Annotated in this window: 13 protein-coding genes; 7 read left to right on the forward strand and 6 right to left on the reverse strand. The window is 71.1% G+C overall.

Annotated elements, in window-relative coordinates:
* Window positions 1-104: 104 nt before the first annotated feature.
* Entirely contained in the window at window positions 105-1,085 is a 981-nt protein-coding gene (locus ACLQ23_RS25735) for an alpha/beta hydrolase (protein WP_355631600.1), read from the forward strand.
* Between the two features lie 89 nt (window positions 1,086-1,174).
* Here ACLQ23_RS25735 and ACLQ23_RS25740 read toward each other — a convergent pair whose 3' ends face one another.
* The 3 genes from ACLQ23_RS25740 to ACLQ23_RS25750 are packed head-to-tail and all read right to left on the reverse strand — an operon-like array spanning window position 1,175 to window position 4,558.
* Window positions 1,175-1,939: a succinate dehydrogenase/fumarate reductase iron-sulfur subunit gene (locus ACLQ23_RS25740; protein WP_355595757.1), complete on the reverse strand. Its 765-nt coding sequence runs from the start codon at window positions 1,937-1,939 to the stop codon at window positions 1,175-1,177.
* Window positions 1,936-3,873, reverse strand: a complete 1,938-nt coding sequence (locus tag ACLQ23_RS25745) for a fumarate reductase/succinate dehydrogenase flavoprotein subunit (protein WP_355595755.1) — start codon at window positions 3,871-3,873, stop codon at window positions 1,936-1,938. The genes ACLQ23_RS25740 and ACLQ23_RS25745 overlap by 4 nt, the downstream gene beginning before the upstream one ends.
* Window position 3,874: 1 nt before the next feature.
* Window positions 3,875-4,558 carry a succinate dehydrogenase cytochrome b subunit gene (locus ACLQ23_RS25750; RefSeq protein WP_355631597.1) on the reverse strand — a complete coding sequence of 228 codons (684 nt, stop codon included), beginning with the start codon at window positions 4,556-4,558 and terminating at the stop codon, window positions 3,875-3,877.
* An 83-nt stretch (window positions 4,559-4,641) separates the two neighbouring features.
* Here ACLQ23_RS25750 and ACLQ23_RS25755 point away from each other — a divergent pair, with 83 nt between their 5' ends.
* On the forward strand, window positions 4,642-5,571 hold the full coding sequence (locus ACLQ23_RS25755) for a LysR family transcriptional regulator (RefSeq protein ID WP_355595751.1): 930 nt from the start codon (window positions 4,642-4,644) through the stop codon (window positions 5,569-5,571).
* A 10-nt stretch (window positions 5,572-5,581) separates the two neighbouring features.
* Here ACLQ23_RS25755 and hrpA read toward each other — a convergent pair whose 3' ends face one another.
* Window positions 5,582-9,643, reverse strand: coding sequence for an ATP-dependent RNA helicase HrpA (gene hrpA / locus ACLQ23_RS25760; RefSeq protein WP_355595749.1), 4,062 nt, complete (start codon window positions 9,641-9,643; stop codon window positions 5,582-5,584).
* Between the two features lie 127 nt (window positions 9,644-9,770).
* On the opposite strand from hrpA, the gene ACLQ23_RS25765 reads away from it, so the two are divergent.
* Complete coding sequence (locus tag ACLQ23_RS25765; protein WP_425881216.1) at window positions 9,771-10,127, forward strand: cytidine deaminase; 357 nt, start codon at window positions 9,771-9,773, stop codon at window positions 10,125-10,127.
* A 35-nt stretch (window positions 10,128-10,162) separates the two neighbouring features.
* Here the strand turns inward: ACLQ23_RS25765 and ACLQ23_RS25770 are convergent, their stop codons facing one another.
* Entirely contained in the window at window positions 10,163-10,522 is a 360-nt protein-coding gene (locus ACLQ23_RS25770) for a YciI family protein (protein WP_425881217.1), read from the reverse strand.
* Between the two features lie 142 nt (window positions 10,523-10,664).
* On the opposite strand from ACLQ23_RS25770, the gene ACLQ23_RS25775 reads away from it, so the two are divergent.
* The 4 genes from ACLQ23_RS25775 to ACLQ23_RS25790 all read left to right on the forward strand — a co-directional run bounded on the left by ACLQ23_RS25775 (window position 10,665) and on the right by ACLQ23_RS25790 (window position 14,822).
* Window positions 10,665-11,711: a FecCD family ABC transporter permease gene (locus tag ACLQ23_RS25775; protein WP_355595744.1), complete on the forward strand. Its 1,047-nt coding sequence runs from the start codon at window positions 10,665-10,667 to the stop codon at window positions 11,709-11,711.
* Window positions 11,708-12,778, forward strand: coding sequence for a FecCD family ABC transporter permease (locus ACLQ23_RS25780; RefSeq protein ID WP_355595742.1), 1,071 nt, complete (start codon window positions 11,708-11,710; stop codon window positions 12,776-12,778). Before ACLQ23_RS25775 ends, ACLQ23_RS25780 begins: the two co-directional genes overlap by 4 nt.
* Window positions 12,779-12,888: 110 nt before the next feature.
* A complete protein-coding gene (locus ACLQ23_RS25785; RefSeq protein ID WP_425735859.1) occupies window positions 12,889-13,872 on the forward strand; it encodes an ABC transporter ATP-binding protein in 984 nt (327 codons plus the stop codon).
* Window positions 13,872-14,822, forward strand: a complete 951-nt coding sequence (locus tag ACLQ23_RS25790) for an ABC transporter substrate-binding protein (RefSeq protein WP_355631585.1) — start codon at window positions 13,872-13,874, stop codon at window positions 14,820-14,822. The genes ACLQ23_RS25785 and ACLQ23_RS25790 overlap by 1 nt, the downstream gene beginning before the upstream one ends.
* A gap of 120 nt (window positions 14,823-14,942) precedes the next feature.
* Here ACLQ23_RS25790 and ACLQ23_RS25795 read toward each other — a convergent pair whose 3' ends face one another.
* On the reverse strand, window positions 14,943-15,836 hold the full coding sequence (locus ACLQ23_RS25795; RefSeq protein ID WP_355595736.1) for a hypothetical protein: 894 nt from the start codon (window positions 15,834-15,836) through the stop codon (window positions 14,943-14,945).
* Window positions 15,837-15,909: the final 73 nt, after the last annotated feature.

Genomic DNA, 15,909 nt, shown 5'->3' on the forward strand with positions numbered 1-15,909 from the left:
CCTCTCCACCGGCACCACCTTCGCCCCCAGCACCAAATGGCACGACTACTTCGGCCTCAACGGCGAAACCACCCTCTAATCCCGACAGACCGCCAGGAGGATCCATGGACCACCACCCCGTGAGCAGGCGACGACTCCTCACCGGCGCCGCCGGCGTTGCCGCGGCCGGCGCCTTCGCCGGTGCCTTCTCAGCGCCGACCTTGGCAAGCGCCGCAGGCAACGGGTACGGCCTGCGCATCGTGGCCCGCAACGAGAACGGCGGCCGGTTGCAGTACTACCGGTTCGCCACCGACGCCATCGAGTGGGACCCCGCTGTCAACGTGCTGCTGCCGGACGGCTACCACACCAGCGGCAAGCGATACCCGGTGCTCTACCTGCTGCACGGCGGCAACGCCGACTTCCGCACCTTCCACATGCAGGACAACATCATCAACCTCACCGCCGGCCGGGACATCATCGTCGTCATGCCGGACGCCTCCACCGGCTGGTATTCCAACCCGGTCACCAGCAACACCGGGCCCCGCAACTGGGAGACGTTCCACATCGCCCAGTTGCTGCCCTGGATCGATGCCAACTTCCGGACCTTCGCCGAGTACAACGGCCGCGCCGTGGCCGGCTTCTCGATGGGCGGCTTCGGCGCTCTCAAGTACGCCGCGAAGTACTACGGCCATTTCTGCTCGGTGAGTTCCCACTCGGGGCCGGCCAGCCTGCGCCGCGACTTCGGGCTCGTCGTGCACTGGGCAAACGCCACATCGGCCGCCCTCGACCTCGGCGGCGGCACCGTCTACGGCGCACCCCTGTGGGACGAGGCCCGGGTCAGCGCCGACAACCCGGTGCAGCGCATCGAGAGCTACCGCAACAAGCGCATCTTCCTGGCCGCCGGCACCTCACCCGACCCGGTCAACTGGTTCGACACCGTCAACGAGACCCAGGTCCTGGCGGGCCAACGCGAGTTCCGCGGCGCGCTGGCCCAGGCCGGCATCCCGCACGAGTGGCGGGAGGTCCCGGGCGGCCACTACTTCCGTCACGAACTGTTCGTCCAGGATCTCGGCGGCATGCTGGGACGGCTGCGTCGCGCCGGCTGACCCCGTACAGGGCAGTCGACCGACCCCGTGCAGACGCACAGGCCGCCGTACCCGGGAAGGTACGGCGGCCTGGTCGGCGCGGTGGAGCTTCAGGAGCCGGGGGTGTTGCCGGCGCCCTTCGCGGTGGCGGCGAGGTAGTCGCGGTTGAGCCGGCCGATCGTGTTCAGCGGAATGCCCTTCGGGCAGACCACAGTGCACTCGCCGGCGTTGGTGCAGCCGCCGAAGCCGGCCTCGTCGTGCGCGTCGACCATGCCGATGACGCGGGTGTAGCGCTCCGGCTGGCCCTGCGGCAGCAGCGAGAGCTGGGTGAGCTTGGCGGCGGTGAAGAGCATGCCGGAGCCGTTCGGGCAGGCCGCCACGCAGGCGCCGCAGCCGATGCAGGCGGCCGACTCGAAGGCGGCGTCCGCGTTGGCCTTGGCCACCGGCGTGGAGTGCGCCTCGGGCGCGCTGCCGGTCGGCGCGGTGACGTAGCCACCAGCAGCGATGATCTTGTCGAAGGCGTCCCGGTTGACCACCAGGTCCTTGATGACCGGGAAGGCGCTCGCCCGCCACGGCTCGATGTCGATCGTCTCGCCGTCGGAGAACTGCCGCATGTGCAGCTGACAGGCGGTGGTACCGCGCTGCGGTCCGTGCGCGTCACCGTTGATCATCAGACCGCACATGCCGCAGATGCCCTCGCGACAGTCGTGGTCGAACGCCACCGGGTCTTCGCCGTCGAGGATCAACCGCTCGTTGAGGACGTCGAGCATCTCCAGGAACGACATGTCCGGGGACACGTCGTTGACCGGGTAGGTGACCATCCGACCCTTGTCCTCAGGGCCCTTCTGGCGCCAGATGCGCAGGGTCAGGTTCACTTGTAGCTCCGCTGCGTGGGGTGGACGTATTCGAACTTCAGGTCTTCCTTGTGCAGCACCGACGGCTCGCCGGTGGCGGTGAACTCCCAGGCCGCCACGTACGCGAACCGGTCGTCGTCGCGCTGTGCCTCACCGTCGGGCGTCTGGTGCTCGGCCCGGAAGTGGCCGCCGCAGGACTCCTCGCGGTGCAGGGCGTCGATGCACATCAGCTCGGCCAGCTCGAAGAAGTCGGCGACACGGCCGGCCTTCTCCAGCGACTGGTTGAACTCCTCGCCGGTGCCGGACACCTTTACCCGCTGCCAGAACTGCTCGCGCAGGGCGCGGATCTCGTCGATCGCCTTGCGCAGGCCGGCCTCACTGCGCTCCATGCCGCAGTGCTCCCACATGATCTGGCCCAGCTCCCGGTGGAACGAGTCCACCGTCCGGTCGCCGTTGACCCCCAGCAGCCGCTGGATGCGGTCCTCGACGTCGGTGCGCGCCTCGACCGCCGCCGGGTGGCTGGCGTCGACCTTCTCCAGCGGCCCCGAGGCCAGGTAGTTGGCGAGCGTGGTGGGCAGCACGAAGTAGCCGTCGGCGAGGCCCTGCATCAGCGCGGACGCGCCGAGCCGGTTCGCGCCGTGGTCGGAGAAGTTCGCCTCGCCGATCACGAACAGGCCCGGGATGCTCGACTGGAGATCGTAGTCGACCCAGAGGCCGCCCATCGTGTAGTGCACGGCGGGGTAGATCCGCATCGGCACCTCGTACGGGTCCTCGCCGGTGATCCGCTCGTACATCTCGAAGAGGTTGCCGTACTTGGCCTCGATGGCCTTGCGACCCAGGCGGTTGATCGCGTCGGCGAAGTCGAGGTAGACGCCGAGCTTTGTCGGCCCCACGCCCCGGCCCTCGTCGCAGACGTTCTTGGCGGCCCGGGAGGCGATGTCGCGGGGGACCAGGTTGCCGAAGGAGGGGTAGATCCGCTCCAGGTAGTAGTCCCGCTCGTTCTCGGGGATGTCTCGGGGGTTGCGCTCGTCGCCCTTTGTCTTCGGCACCCACACCCGGCCGTCGTTGCGCAGCGACTCGCTCATCAGGGTCAGCTTCGACTGGTGGTCGCCGGAGACCGGGATGCAGGTCGGGTGGATCTGCGTGTAGCAGGGGTTGGCGAAGTACGCGCCCTTGCGGTGCGCCCGCCAGGTGGCGGTGACGTTGCAGCCCTTGGCGTTCGTGGAGAGGTAGAAGACGTTGCCGTAACCGCCGGAGGCGAGCACGACGGCGTCGGCCATCTCGGTGGTGATCTCGCCGGTGACCATGTCCCGGACGACGATGCCCCGGGCCTTGCCGTCGATGACGACAAGCTCCAGCATCTCGTGCCGGGCGTTCATCTCCACGTTGCCCAGGCCGATCTGCCGCTCCAGGGCCTGGTACGCGCCGAGCAGCAGCTGCTGGCCCGTCTGGCCCCGGGCGTAGAAGGTGCGCTGCACCTGGGCGCCACCGAAGGAGCGGGTGTCCAGCAGGCCGCCGTACTCGCGGGCGAACGGCACGCCCTGGGCGACGCACTGGTCGATGATGTTTACCGACACCTCGGCGAGCCGGTGCACGTTCGACTCGCGGGAGCGGAAGTCGCCGCCCTTGACGGTGTCGTAGAACAGCCGGTGCACCGAGTCGCCGTCGTTGCGGTAGTTCTTCGCGGCGTTGATGCCGCCCTGCGCCGCGATCGAGTGCGCGCGGCGCGGGCTGTCCTGGTAGCAGTAGGACTTGACGTGGTAGCCCTGCTCGGCCAGCGTGGCGGCGGCGGATCCGCCAGCCAGTCCGGTGCCGACCACGATCACCGTCATCTTGCGGCGGTTGGCCGGGTTGACAAGCTTGGCCTCGAAGCGGCGGGTCTCCCAGCGCTTGTCGATGGGGCCGTCGGGAGCCCTGGTGTCGGCGATCGGGTCGCCCTCGGTGAAGAGTTCCATGTCAGGACACCAATCCGGTGAGTACGGCGAACGGGACCACCAGGTATCCGGCGCAGAGCGCCACGGCGAAGACCAGCGCGGCGGCGCGCGCCCGACGCTCACCCCGCGGCGTCTGCTGGCCGAGGCTGCGGAACGCGCTGAACGCACCGTGGCGCAGGTGGAAGCCCAGCGCGACGATCGCCAGGGTGTAGAAGAGCGTGACGTACCAGCGCTCCGGCGCGAAGTCGGCGACAACGTTGCCGAACGGCTTGGTGGGGTCGCCGACCGGGTTGAGCGTGCCGGTGGTCAGGTCGAGGAGGTGGTAGATCACGAAGAGCAGGATGATCACCCCGCCCCACCGCATCGTGCGGGCGGCGTAGCTGCCCCGGACCTTCTTGCGGTGGGCGTAGCGCACCGGGCGGGCGGCGCGGGCCCGCAGCGCCAGCACCGTCGCGGCCCAGATGTGACCGACGGCGGCCACCACCAGCCCGATGCGCATGATCCACAGGAACCACACACCGGGCAGCAGCGGCTTGCCGATGTCGCGCAGCCAGTGCGCGTAGCCGTCGAACGAGGTTGCCCCCGCGAAGACCTTCAGGTTCCCGAGCATGTGCGCGACAAGGAACAGCACCAGCACAATGCCCGTCACCGCCATGACGGCCTTGAGACCGACGTTCGTGCGGATGGGCGACCGAGTTTTCGTCATGACCACGTGACCGACGCTAGGAGCACTTCAATCAGTCGTCCAATGCATCGAACTCGCAGTGTTGATAGCCGTAAGCTATGTAGATGCAGCTCCATCAGCTCCGGTACTTCGTCGCGGTGGCCGAAGTACGACATTTCACCCAAGCCGCCGACCTCGTCGGCATCACTCAGCCTTCTCTCAGTAAGCAAATTCACGCTCTGGAAACTGACCTCGGAGCCCCCCTCTTCGAACGGGTAAGGGGAAACATCACGCTGACCGCGGCCGGTGAGGTGCTGCTGCCGCTGGCGACCCGCATCCTCGCCGACGTCGAGACCGCCACCCGCGAGGTGCAGGAGCTGGTCGGGCTCCGGCGGGGCCGCGTGCGGCTCGGCGCAACCCCGAGCCTGGCCACCTCGCTCGCCCCACCGGTGCTGCGCCGGTTCCGGGACGCCCACCCCACAGTCGACCTGCGCGTCGAGGAGGGCGGCTCGCAGGACCTGGTCCGCGACCTGCTCCGCGGCGACCTCGACCTGGCGCTGATCATCATGCCGGCCCAGGGCGCCGACCCGGGCCTGCGCGTCGACCCCATCCTGCGGGAGAGCCTCGTGGTGGCCTCGGTGCACGAGGTACCGACCGCCTCGGCGACCGGCGAGCTGCACATCACCGACCTGCGCGACCAGCCGATGGTGATGTTCCGGGAGGGCTACGACCTGCGCGACGCCACCATCCAGGCGTGCCGCGAGGCCGGCTTCGAGCCGACCTTCGCCGTCGATGGCGGCGAGATGGACGCCGTCCTCAGCTTCGTCGAGGCCGGGCTCGGCATCGCTTTGGTGCCGGGCATCGTGCTGGCCCGCCGCCCCGGGGTGCGGATCACGCCACTGGCCCCGCCCGGGGTGCGGCGGACCATCGCGGTGGCCCGCCGCCGGGACGTGGTGCCCACCCACGCCGGCCGGGAGTTGCGCCGCATCCTGCTCGACTACATCCAGTCCGCTATCGACCGCGACGACCTGCCGCCGGGCGTCGACCCCCGCTGACCCGCGCCGGTCAACGGCCCTCGGCGTCGTCCATGGCCCGGTAGATCCGCTGCTCCGAGACCGGGTACGGGGTGCCCAGCGCCTGCGCGAAGACGTTCACCCGCAACTCCTCGATCATCCAGCGGATCTGCCGGACCGCCGCCTCCTGCCGGCGGGCGGGCGGCAGCGCGGCGAGCAGATCGTCGTACTCCTTCTGCACCACAGCGATCCGGTCCTGCTGCTGACGGTCGCGCTGCGGGTTGCCGCCGAGGCGGTCCATCCGGCGCTCGATGGCGGTCAGGTAGCGCAGCAGGTCGGGCAGGCGGGCGTACCCCGTCTCGGTGATGAAACCGGCGTGCACCAGGCCGGCGAGCTGTTTGCGGATGTCCGCCAACGCCGCCACCACTGCGAGGTTGCGGGTGGCGCCGAGCCGCTGCTCGACGGCGTACGCGGCGGCGAGGACCTTGCGCACCCGGTCCATCACCTCGACCACCGTGTCGACCAGGTCGGCCCGGACCTTCTCGCGCAACGCGGCGAAGCCCTCGGCATCCCACGCCGGCCCGCCGGCGTCGCCGATCAGCCGGTCGATGGCCGCGCCCGCCGCGTCCTCGATCAGTTGCTGCACACCGCCGTGCGGGTTGCGGCTCAGCGCCAGCTTCGCCTCGTTGCTCAACCGGCCCTGGAGGAACCGGGCCGGGGAGGGCACCGTGAGCCGTAGCAGCCGCCGGGTGCCCGCCCACTGCGCCGCCTCCGCCTCGGCGGGGGAGTCGAACACCCGCACCCCGACCGTGGCGCCCTCGTCGACGAGCGCCGGATACGCGGTCACCGCGTAGCCGGCGCGGACCTGCTCGATGGTCCGTGGCAGTGTGCCGATGCTCCACTCGCGCAGCCCGGTACGGGCCACCTCCGGTGCGGCGGCGGCCACCACCTGGCGTACCTCCTGGCGGAGTTGACGTTGCAGCGCCGGCAGATCCTTGCCCTCGGCGACCGGCTTCTCGTCGTCGCCGAGCACCCGGAACGTGACACGCAGGTGGGCGGGCAGCTTCGCCGGCTCCCAGGCGTCGCGGGGCACCGTCACCCCTGTCATCCGGCGCAGCTGGCGGGTGAGCGCGTCCAGCAACGGCTCCTCGCCCGGAGTGATCGCGGCAAGCGCGGCCCGCGCGAAGTCCGGCACCGGCACGAAGTTGCGGCGGATCGGCTTGGGCAGCGCGCGGATCAGCGCGATGACAAGCTCCTCGCGCAGCCCCGGCACCTGCCAGTCGAAGCTCTCCGCCGGCACCTGGTTGAGCAGCGGCAGCGGGATGTCCACTGTGACGCCATCGGTGGAGGTGCCCGGCTCGAACCGGTAGGTAAGCGGCAGGGTCACGCCGTCGGCCTGCCACTCGTCCGGATAGTCGCCCTCGTCCACCCCCGCCTTGCCGTCGTTCACCAGCAGATCGCGGGTGAACGTGAGCAGGTCGGGCTGCTCCCGACGGGTCTTCTTCCACCACGTGTCGAAGTGCCGGCCGGAGACCACGTCGGCCGGGATCCGCTGGTCGTAGAAGCCGAAGATGGTCTCGTCGTCGACAAGGATGTCCCGGCGTCGGGCGCGGCTCTCCAACTCCTCGATCTCGCCGAGCAGGCGCTTGTTGTCGGCCCAGAAATGGTGGTGGGTCTGCCAGTCGCCCTCGACGAGGGCGTGCCTGATGAACAGCTCCCGGCTCAGCGCCGGGTCGATCCGCCCGAAGTTGACCTTGCGGGAGGTGACGAGCGGGATGCCGTACAGGGTGACCTTCTCGTAGGCCATCACCGCGGCCTGCTTCTTCTCCCAGTGCGGCTCGCTGTAGCTGCGCTTGACCAGGTGCTGCGCGAGCGGCTCGACCCACTCCGGTTCGACCCGGCCGGCGATCCGACCCCACAGCCGCGACGTCTCCACCAGCTCGGCGGCCATCACCCAGCGCGGCGGCTTCTTGAACAGCGCCGAACCGGGAAAGAGCGCGAACTTCGCGCCCCGCGCGCCGAGATACTCGTGCTTCTGGGCGTCTTTCAGGCCGATGTGCGACAGCAGGCCGGGCAGCAGCGACTGGTGCACCTTCGGGGTGTCGATCTCCTCCGGCAGGTCGGTCGCGTGCCGATTCCGGCCGGCGTCCGCCTCGCCCGAGGTGTCCCGCGCCGGCCGTCCGCCGCGCCGCTCGCCCTCGGCCGGGGTACGCAGCACCTGGCGCAGTTGACTGACGATGTCCTGCCACTCGCGGACCCGCAGGTAGTTCAGGTACTCCGCCTTGCACATCCGACGGAACGCGCTTGACGACAGCGTCCGCTGCTGCTCCCGCAGATAACGCCACAGGTTGAGGTACGCGACGAAGTCCGACTCCTTGTCGGCGAACCGGGCGTGCGCCTGGTCGGCCTGGGCCTGCTTCTCCGCCGGCCGCTCGCGCGGGTCCTGGATGGACAGCGCGGCGGTGATCACCAGGACCTCGGCGGCGCAGCCGTTGCGCTCGCCCTCGACCACCATCCGGGCCAGTCGCGGATCGACAGGCAGCTGCGCCAGCCGCCGGCCCAGCGCGGTGAGCCGCTTCGCCGGGTCGGCCTCGGTCGGGTCCAGGGCGCCCAACTCGTGCAACAGGTTGACGCCGTCGGTGATGTTGCGCTTGTCCGGCGGGTCGATGAACGGGAACGCGGCCAGGTCGCCGAGCCCGATCGCGGTCATCTGGAGGATGACCGACGCGAGGTTGGTGCGCAGGATCTCCGGGTCGGTGAACTCCGGCCGCGACAGGAAATCCTGCTCGTCGTAGAGGCGGATGCAGATGCCGTCCGAGGTACGCCCGCAGCGCCCCTTGCGCTGGTTGGCCGACGCCTGGGAGACCGGCTCGATGGGCAGCCGCTGCACCTTGAGCCGGCTGGAGTAGCGGGAGATCCGCGCCGTGCCCGGGTCCACCACGTACTTGATGCCGGGCACTGTCAGCGAGGTCTCCGCGACGTTGGTCGCCAGCACCACGCGCCGCGATGTGTGCGCTGCGAAGACGCGGTGCTGCTCGGCGCTGGAGAGCCGCGCGTACAGGGGAAGGATCTCGGTGCCGAGCAGCGACCGTTTCTTCTGCACCAGTTTGCTCAGGGCGTCGGCGGTGTCCCGGATCTCCCGTTCGCCGCTGAGGAAGACCAGGATGTCGCCCGGCCCCTCGGCGGCCAGCTCCTCGACGGCGTCGCCGATCGCCTGGATCTGGTCGCGGACGTTCTCCTCGTCCCCGTCGCCGTCCTCCTCGCCCTCGGCCACCTCGACGAGCGGCCGGTAGCGCACCTCGACCGGGTAGGTACGCCCCGACACCTCCACCACCGGCGCGGGTACGCCCTCCGGTTCGTCGGCGGTGGGCGGCCCGGCGAAGTGCCTGGCGAAACGGTCGGTCTCGATGGTGGCCGAGGTGATGATCACCTTGAGGTCGGGTCGCCGGGGCAGCAGCTCCCGCAGGTACCCGAGGATGAAGTCGATGTTGAGGCTGCGCTCGTGCGCCTCGTCGATGATCAACGTGTCGTACTGGCGCAGCATCCGGTCGGTCTGCAACTCGGCCAGCAGGATGCCGTCGGTCATGAGCTTGACCAGGCTGCGCTCGCTTACCTGGTCGGTGAAGCGCACCTTGTAACCGACCACGTCACCCAGCTCGGTGCCCAACTCGTCGGCGATGCGGTCGGCCACCGTCCGGGCCGCCAGCCGTCGGGGCTGGGTGTGCCCGATGAGGCCGTGCACGCCACGCCCCAACTCCAGGCAGATCTTCGGTAGCTGGGTCGTCTTGCCGGAGCCGGTCTCGCCGGCCACGATGACCACCTGGTGATCGCGGATCGCGGCGGCGATGTCGTCCTTGCGCTCACTGACCGGCAACCCCGCCGGGTACGTGATCACCGGCACCGCCGCGCGCCGGGCGGCGAGTCGCTGCTCGGCCCTCGCCACCTCGGCGGTGATCTCCGCCAGGGCAGCCTCCCGGCGCTGCGGGTCACGCAGCTTGCGGGCACCGTCCAGGCGTCGCTGGAGCCGGCGCTGGTCGCGGAACATCAGAGGAGTGAGGCGGCGGTGCAGCTCGCGGACCGGATCGGTCGCGGCGGCGGCGGCTTGATTCTGCATGTCGTGCCCAAGAATAGGCAGCGCGGCGGCGCAGCGCCCCCGGGTTACCGGCCGCCCGGTGGGCCGGGGTCGGGCCGGCATGCCGCCGTCTAGAGTTGGCGGCCGACGTCGAGCGCTGGGGGCCGGGATGGAGCTGCGGGACACCGACCGTGCGTTGGTGCAGGCCGCCTCGGCGGTCGCCAAGTTGCGTTGCCGCAGCCAGCGCCACACCGTCGCGTCGGCAGCGCGTACCGCCGACGGGCGGGTCTTCACCGGCGTGAACGTCCACCACGAGACCGGCGGGACCTGCGCCGAGCTTGTCGTCATCGGCACTGCCGCGACGCAGGGCGTCACCGAGTTGGAGACGATCGTCACGGTCGCCGACCGGGGCCGCGAGGTCGTCGCGCCGTGCGACAGGTGCCAGGCCGTCCTGAGCGACCACTTCCCGTCGCTGCGGGTGATCACCGGCTCGGTGGACGACCTGCGGGTGACCCCGCTGGGCTGAGCTGCCCGCCTGCCCCGGAGTGCCCGGCGGCGGGGTCAGTCGCCGGACGCCGCCTCCAGCATCGACACGGGCATCGGCACGCTCTCGAACCGTACGTTGCTCTCCGGCACCATCCAGCTCATCACCCGCACGGCCAGCAGGCCGGCCCGTACCGCCGGATCGTTGTGGAACAGCTCGCGGGCCTCGTCCGGGCCGATGGAGAGCACGACGAAGCCCCGCAGCCGCTCGTCGTCGCCGGCCAGGAACGGGCCGGCCGCGAGCACGAGGCCCTGCTCCACGAGGCCGGCCTGGTGGGCCAGGTGGGCGTCCCGCAACCGGTCGGCCGCGTCCAGCGGCAGCTCGGGGGCGTCTGCCGGCCGGACCAGGAGCGCGACCGTGTGCTGGTCGAATCGCATGAGCCCACCCTAGGCGCGCCAGCCCTCCCGCGCCGGCGTCCGCCCTGGTCAGCCCTTTTCGGATCGACAGGTACCAGTTAGGCGCCCCTCAGCCGCTCAGCTAAGGTAAGGCGACCCTAAGCGCGAAACGTGCAGGAGAATCGTGACCACCCTCGCCAGCCGGCCGGCCATGGCCCGCAGCCGGTCCGGCACCCGTACCGGCCGTAGGGTGGCAGTCACCGCCGGCGCCGCCCTCGTGCTGCTGCTCGCCGTACTGGCCAGCTTCGCGCTCGGCAGCCGGCAACTCGGCGTCGACCAGGTGTGGCACGCCCTCGTCGCGCCGGACAGCGGCGACGCCACGGTCATCGTCCGCGAGCTGCGGATGCCGCGTACCGCCCTCGGGCTCGCGGTCGGCCTCGCCCTCGCCATGGCTGGCGTGCTGTTCCAGGCACTCACCCGCAACCCCCTCGCCGAGCCGCGCATCCTCGGCATCAGCGCGGGCGCGTCGTTCGGCGTGGTCCTCGCCATCTCCGTCTTCGGCGTCGGGACGCTCGCCGGGTACGTCTGGTTCGGCATCGCCGGCGCGCTCCTCGCCGGCCTGCTGGTCTTCGCCATCGCCGCACGAGCCCGCGAAGGCGCGAGCCCGGTCACCCTCGCGCTTGTCGGCGCGGCGCTCGACGCCAGTCTCGCCTCCGGGGTGTACGCGCTGCTCAGCATCGACGCCCGCACCTTCGAGGAGTACCGGTTCTGGGTGGTCGGCGGACTCTCCGGCCGCGACCTGACCGTCACCGCCCAACTGCTGCCCTTCGTCGTCGTCGGGCTCGTGCTGGCCGCCGTTGTCGCCCGCGGACTGGACGCGCTGGCCCTCGGCGACGACGTGGCCCGTGGCCTCGGCCACCGCATCGGCCTGGTGCGCCTCGGCGGTGGCCTGGCCGCCGTGCTGCTGACCGGGGCGGCGGTGGCGGCGGCCGGGCCGATTGCCTTCGTGGGGCTCGCCGTGCCGCACCTGGCACGTGCCCTGGTCGGCGCGGACCACCGCTGGACGCTCGCCGTGTCCGCCCTGCTCGGGCCGGCGCTGCTGCTCAGCGCCGATGTCGTCGGCCGGCTCGTCGCCCCACCCGGCGAGATACCGGCCGGGATCGTCACCGCCCTGATCGGCGCGCCGCTGCTGGCCTTCCTGGTCCGTCGCGCCCGGGTGGTGACCGCATGACCGCCACCGCCCACCGCCCCACCGCCCCCTCCGGCGCCCACCTGCCCGGGCGGTCGCTGCTGCGGATCGGCCCGGTCAGCCTTCAGGTGCGCCGCCGCGCGGTGCTTGTCGCCGTCGCGCTGACAGTCCTGCTCCTGCTGGCGATGCTGCTGAGCCTGTCCCTGGGCACCCCGTACGTCGCCGCGGGCGACGTCGTCCGCTCGCTCTCCGGTGCCGGCACTCCGTACGACCTCGTTGTTCTTGATCTTCGGTTGCCCCGGATCCTGCTGGCCGCGGTGGCCGGCGCGGCCTTCGGCGTGGCCGGCACGCTCATCCAGAGCGTGGCCCGCAACCCCCTCGCGAGCCCCGACGTCATCGGCATCACCCAGGGCGCCGGCCTCGCCGCGACAGTGGCGCTGACCAGCGGGGCCGCCGCGGTCCTCGTAGCACCCAGCGCGCTCGTCGGTGGCCTGGTCGCGGCAGCCCTGCTGTTCGCCCTCGGCGCCCGGCACGGGCTTGCCGCCCAGCGGTTCGTGCTCGCCGGGGTGGCTGTGGCGTTCGCCTTCCGGGCGCTGATCGAGGTGGTCATGCTGACCGCCGATCCGATCGACGGGCTGCGCGCGCAGATCTGGCTGATCGGCACCCTCGCCGGCAAGGGCTGGACCGAGGCCGCCTGGATCGCCGGCACCCTGCTGGTGCTGCTGCCCGTGCTGGCCTGGGCCGGCTGGGCGCTCAACAGCACCGCCCTGGACGACGACACCGCACGAGGCGTCGGGCTGCGCCCGGTGGCCCGCCGGATCGGGCTCGCCAGCACCGGCGTGCTCGTCGCCGCGATGGTCACCGCCCAGGTCGGTGCCGTCGACTTCGTAGCGCTCGTCGCCCCCCAACTGGCCCGCCGGCTGGTACGCGCCGAACGGCCGCCGCTGGTGTGCGCCGCCCTGCTCGGCGCGTTGCTGCTGGTGCTGGCCGACCTCGCCGGCCGTCGGCTGTTCGCGCCCACCCAACTGCCGGCCGGTGTGCTGACCGCCGCGATCGGCGGCCCGTACCTGATCTTCCTGCTGCTGCGTGGACGGCGGCGGCCCTCGTGACGCCGCAGAAGCCCGTGCCGCCGCAAGCGCCCGCGACGTCGTCCAGCACGGTGACGTCGCACAGCACCGTGCCGCCGCAACAGACCGTGACGCCTCGAAGGAGTGGTGCGATGCTCTCCACCCGCGACCTGGTCGCCGGCTACGACGAGCGGACCGTGCTCGACGGGCTCAACCTGGACCTGCCCACCGACGCGTTCACAGTCATCGTCGGGCCCAACGCGTGCGGCAAGTCCACCCTGCTGCGCACAATGGCCCGGCTGCTCACCCCGCGACGCGGCGCGGTGCTGCTGGACGGCACGGCGATCCGCGACCTGCCCACCCGGGAGGTCGCCCGCCGGCTCGGCGTGCTGCCGCAGAGCCCGCTCGTGCCTGAGGGCGTCACAGTTGCCGACCTGGTCGGGCGGGGCCGGCAGCCGTACCAGCGGTGGTGGCGGCAGTGGTCGTCGCAGGACGGCGCGGCGGTCGACGAGGCGATGGCCCTGGCCGACGTGGCGGACCTGGCGGACCGCCCGGTGGACAGCCTCTCCGGCGGCCAGCGGCAGCGGGTCTGGATAGCCATGACCCTCGCCCAGGACACCGACGCCCTCCTGCTGGACGAACCCACCACCTTCCTCGACCTGGCACACCAGGTCGAGGTGCTGGACCTGCTGCACCGGCTGCGCGTCGAGCGTGGCCGCACCGTGGTCGCCGTACTGCACGACCTCAACCAGGCCGCCCGCTACGCCGACCACCTGGTCGCGATGCGCGACGGCGCGGTGGTGGCCGTCGGACCGCCCCGGGAGATCCTCACGGTCGACCTGGTCCGTGACGTCTTCGGGCTGGCCTGCGTGGTCGTACCCTGCCCGGTCACCGGGGCACCCCTGGTAGTGCCAGCACACACCGGCGGCACCGCCGCCCCGCTCGCCGCTTCGGCCGCCGCCGCTCCTGCCGCTGCCGCTCCGGCCGGCGCTCCGCCCGCTGGCGCTTCGTCCGGTGCGCCCGTGCCGGCCGTCGCTGGCGACCCTGATCTGTCGGGTGCGTCCACGCCGGACGCCCGACCCGCTGGCGACGCGGTCAAGCCGCTCGCCGTCTCGTACCCCTCGAAAGGACTCTGATGCGTCGTCGTCTCGTCGCCGCTCTCGCCGCGGCCGTCGCCATCGGCGTCGGACTCACCGCCTGCGGTGAGAGCGACCCGGTCGCCAACTCCACCACCGCGGAGACCCGGGAGATCACCCACGCCATGGGCACCACAAAGGTCCCGGCGGAACCCAAGCGCGTCGTGGTGCTCGACACCGACAAGATCGACACAGCGTTGTCGTTGGGCGTAACACCGATCGGCGCCGCCACCGCCGGTGAGGCCAGGAGTTGGCCGACCTACTTCGGCGAGGACAAGCTCGCCGGCATCAAGGAGGTCGGGGTCCTCACCGAGCCCGACCTGGAGGCGATCAACGCGCTGAAGCCGGACCTCATCCTGGGCAGCAAGTTCCGCCAGGAGAAGTTCTACGACGAGTTGGCCGCCATCGCCCCCACCGTCTTCACCGAGAAGGTGGGCATCACCTGGAAGGAGAACTTCCTCCTCGACGGCAAGGCGCTCGGCCGTGAGCAGCAGGCCAAGGACCTCCTCGCCACGTACGAGAAGCGGGCCAAGGACTTCGGCGCGACCCTCGGCGACCCCGCCGCCCGCAAGGTGTCCATCGTGCGGTTCATCCCGGGCAACATCCGGGTGTACGGCCCCGACTCCTTCTCCGGCATCGTCATCGGCGACACCGGCCTCAGCCGGCCCGAGCGGCAGATGCTCGCCAACAAGGAGGACAAGCGCTTCGACCTGGTCAGCCCCGAGCGGATCAACGAGGTCGACGGTGACGTCATCTTCGTGACCGCGTACGGCGAGAAGGCTGCCGCGGAGCAGGCCAAGGTCGGTGGCGGCACCCTCTGGAAGGGCCTCAGCGCCGTCAAGGCCGGCAAGGCGTACCCGGTCTCCGACGAGATCTGGATGACCGGCATCGGTGTCGGCGCCGCCAACAAGATCCTCGACGACCTGGCCAAGTACCTCCCCGCCGCGTAACCCCCGCCCCGCCCCGCCCTGCTGGCCCAAGATCCGCGCAACTTCGGGGAAAGTGCTGCCTCACGAGTTGGTGAGACAGCAGGATCCGAGAAGTTGCGCGGATCTTGGCGTGTCCATGGGTCAGCGACTGCGGGTGCGCAGGGCGGCGCGGAGTTCGGCAAGGAAGCCGTCGAAGTCCTCCCGGAACCGCTTGGCGGTGATGTGCAGGACGAGCCAGTCCTCACCCAGCAGACGGTTGAGGCGGCGCCGGTCGCGGTGGAACTGTTCCGGATCGTGGTGCCACAGGCCGTCGTACTCGACGGCGACCTTCAGGTGCGGCCAGGCCAGGTCAAGGCGGGCCACGAACCGGCCGTCGCGCTCGACCACGAACTGGGTGACAGGCGCTGGAAGCCCGGCGAGCACGATCCGCACCCGGAGTCGGGATTCCTGGGCCGACTCCGCGCCGGCGTCGGCCAACTCGGTCACCCGCAGCATCCGTTTCCAGCCTCGACTGCCGACTCGCGCCCTGGCGTCCGTACGCAACCGGGGGAGCGTCACCAGGCGTAGGCCGGCGATGCGATCGACGACGGCCACCGCCTCTTCGGTGGGGAGCCACTGGGCCAGGTCCCAGCAGGTGCGTGTCGGCGTGGTCAGCGCGACGCCGGAATGGACCCCGACATCGCTGGCGCTGATCGCACCGGTGTGCACGGTCAGCCCCGAGACCGGCCCGAACCGCTGCCCAATGGGCACGAGCACGTCGAGAGGCTCATGGTCGGCAACCGACGTCGCGCCGTAGAGCGCCGCTGCGCTGCGGCCTGCGATCAGCACGCCCGGTGGCAGCACCCACCGGGCCGCCGCCGCACAACGGATGTGGTGCGTGAGGGGCATCTGTGCGTCCGCGTAGACATCCCGGAACAGGGGACGCCAGGCAGCACTCCGCAACTCCGTGCGGGTCAGCAGACCTTGGGCGACGATCCGGGAGCCGCGAAAGACGCGGCCCTGCAAGGCTGCCGGCCGTCGTGGGGGAACAGGCATGATGACACCTTGACCGGCGGACATGCCCCTGGTCAGTCCCTGTGGATAACCTCCATCGGCAACGGCCAGACCA

Origin of the sequence: Micromonospora sp. DT41 (assembly GCF_049841715.1) — a bacterium.
GTDB classification, from domain to species: Bacteria; Actinomycetota; Actinomycetes; order Mycobacteriales; family Micromonosporaceae; genus Micromonospora; species Micromonospora profundi.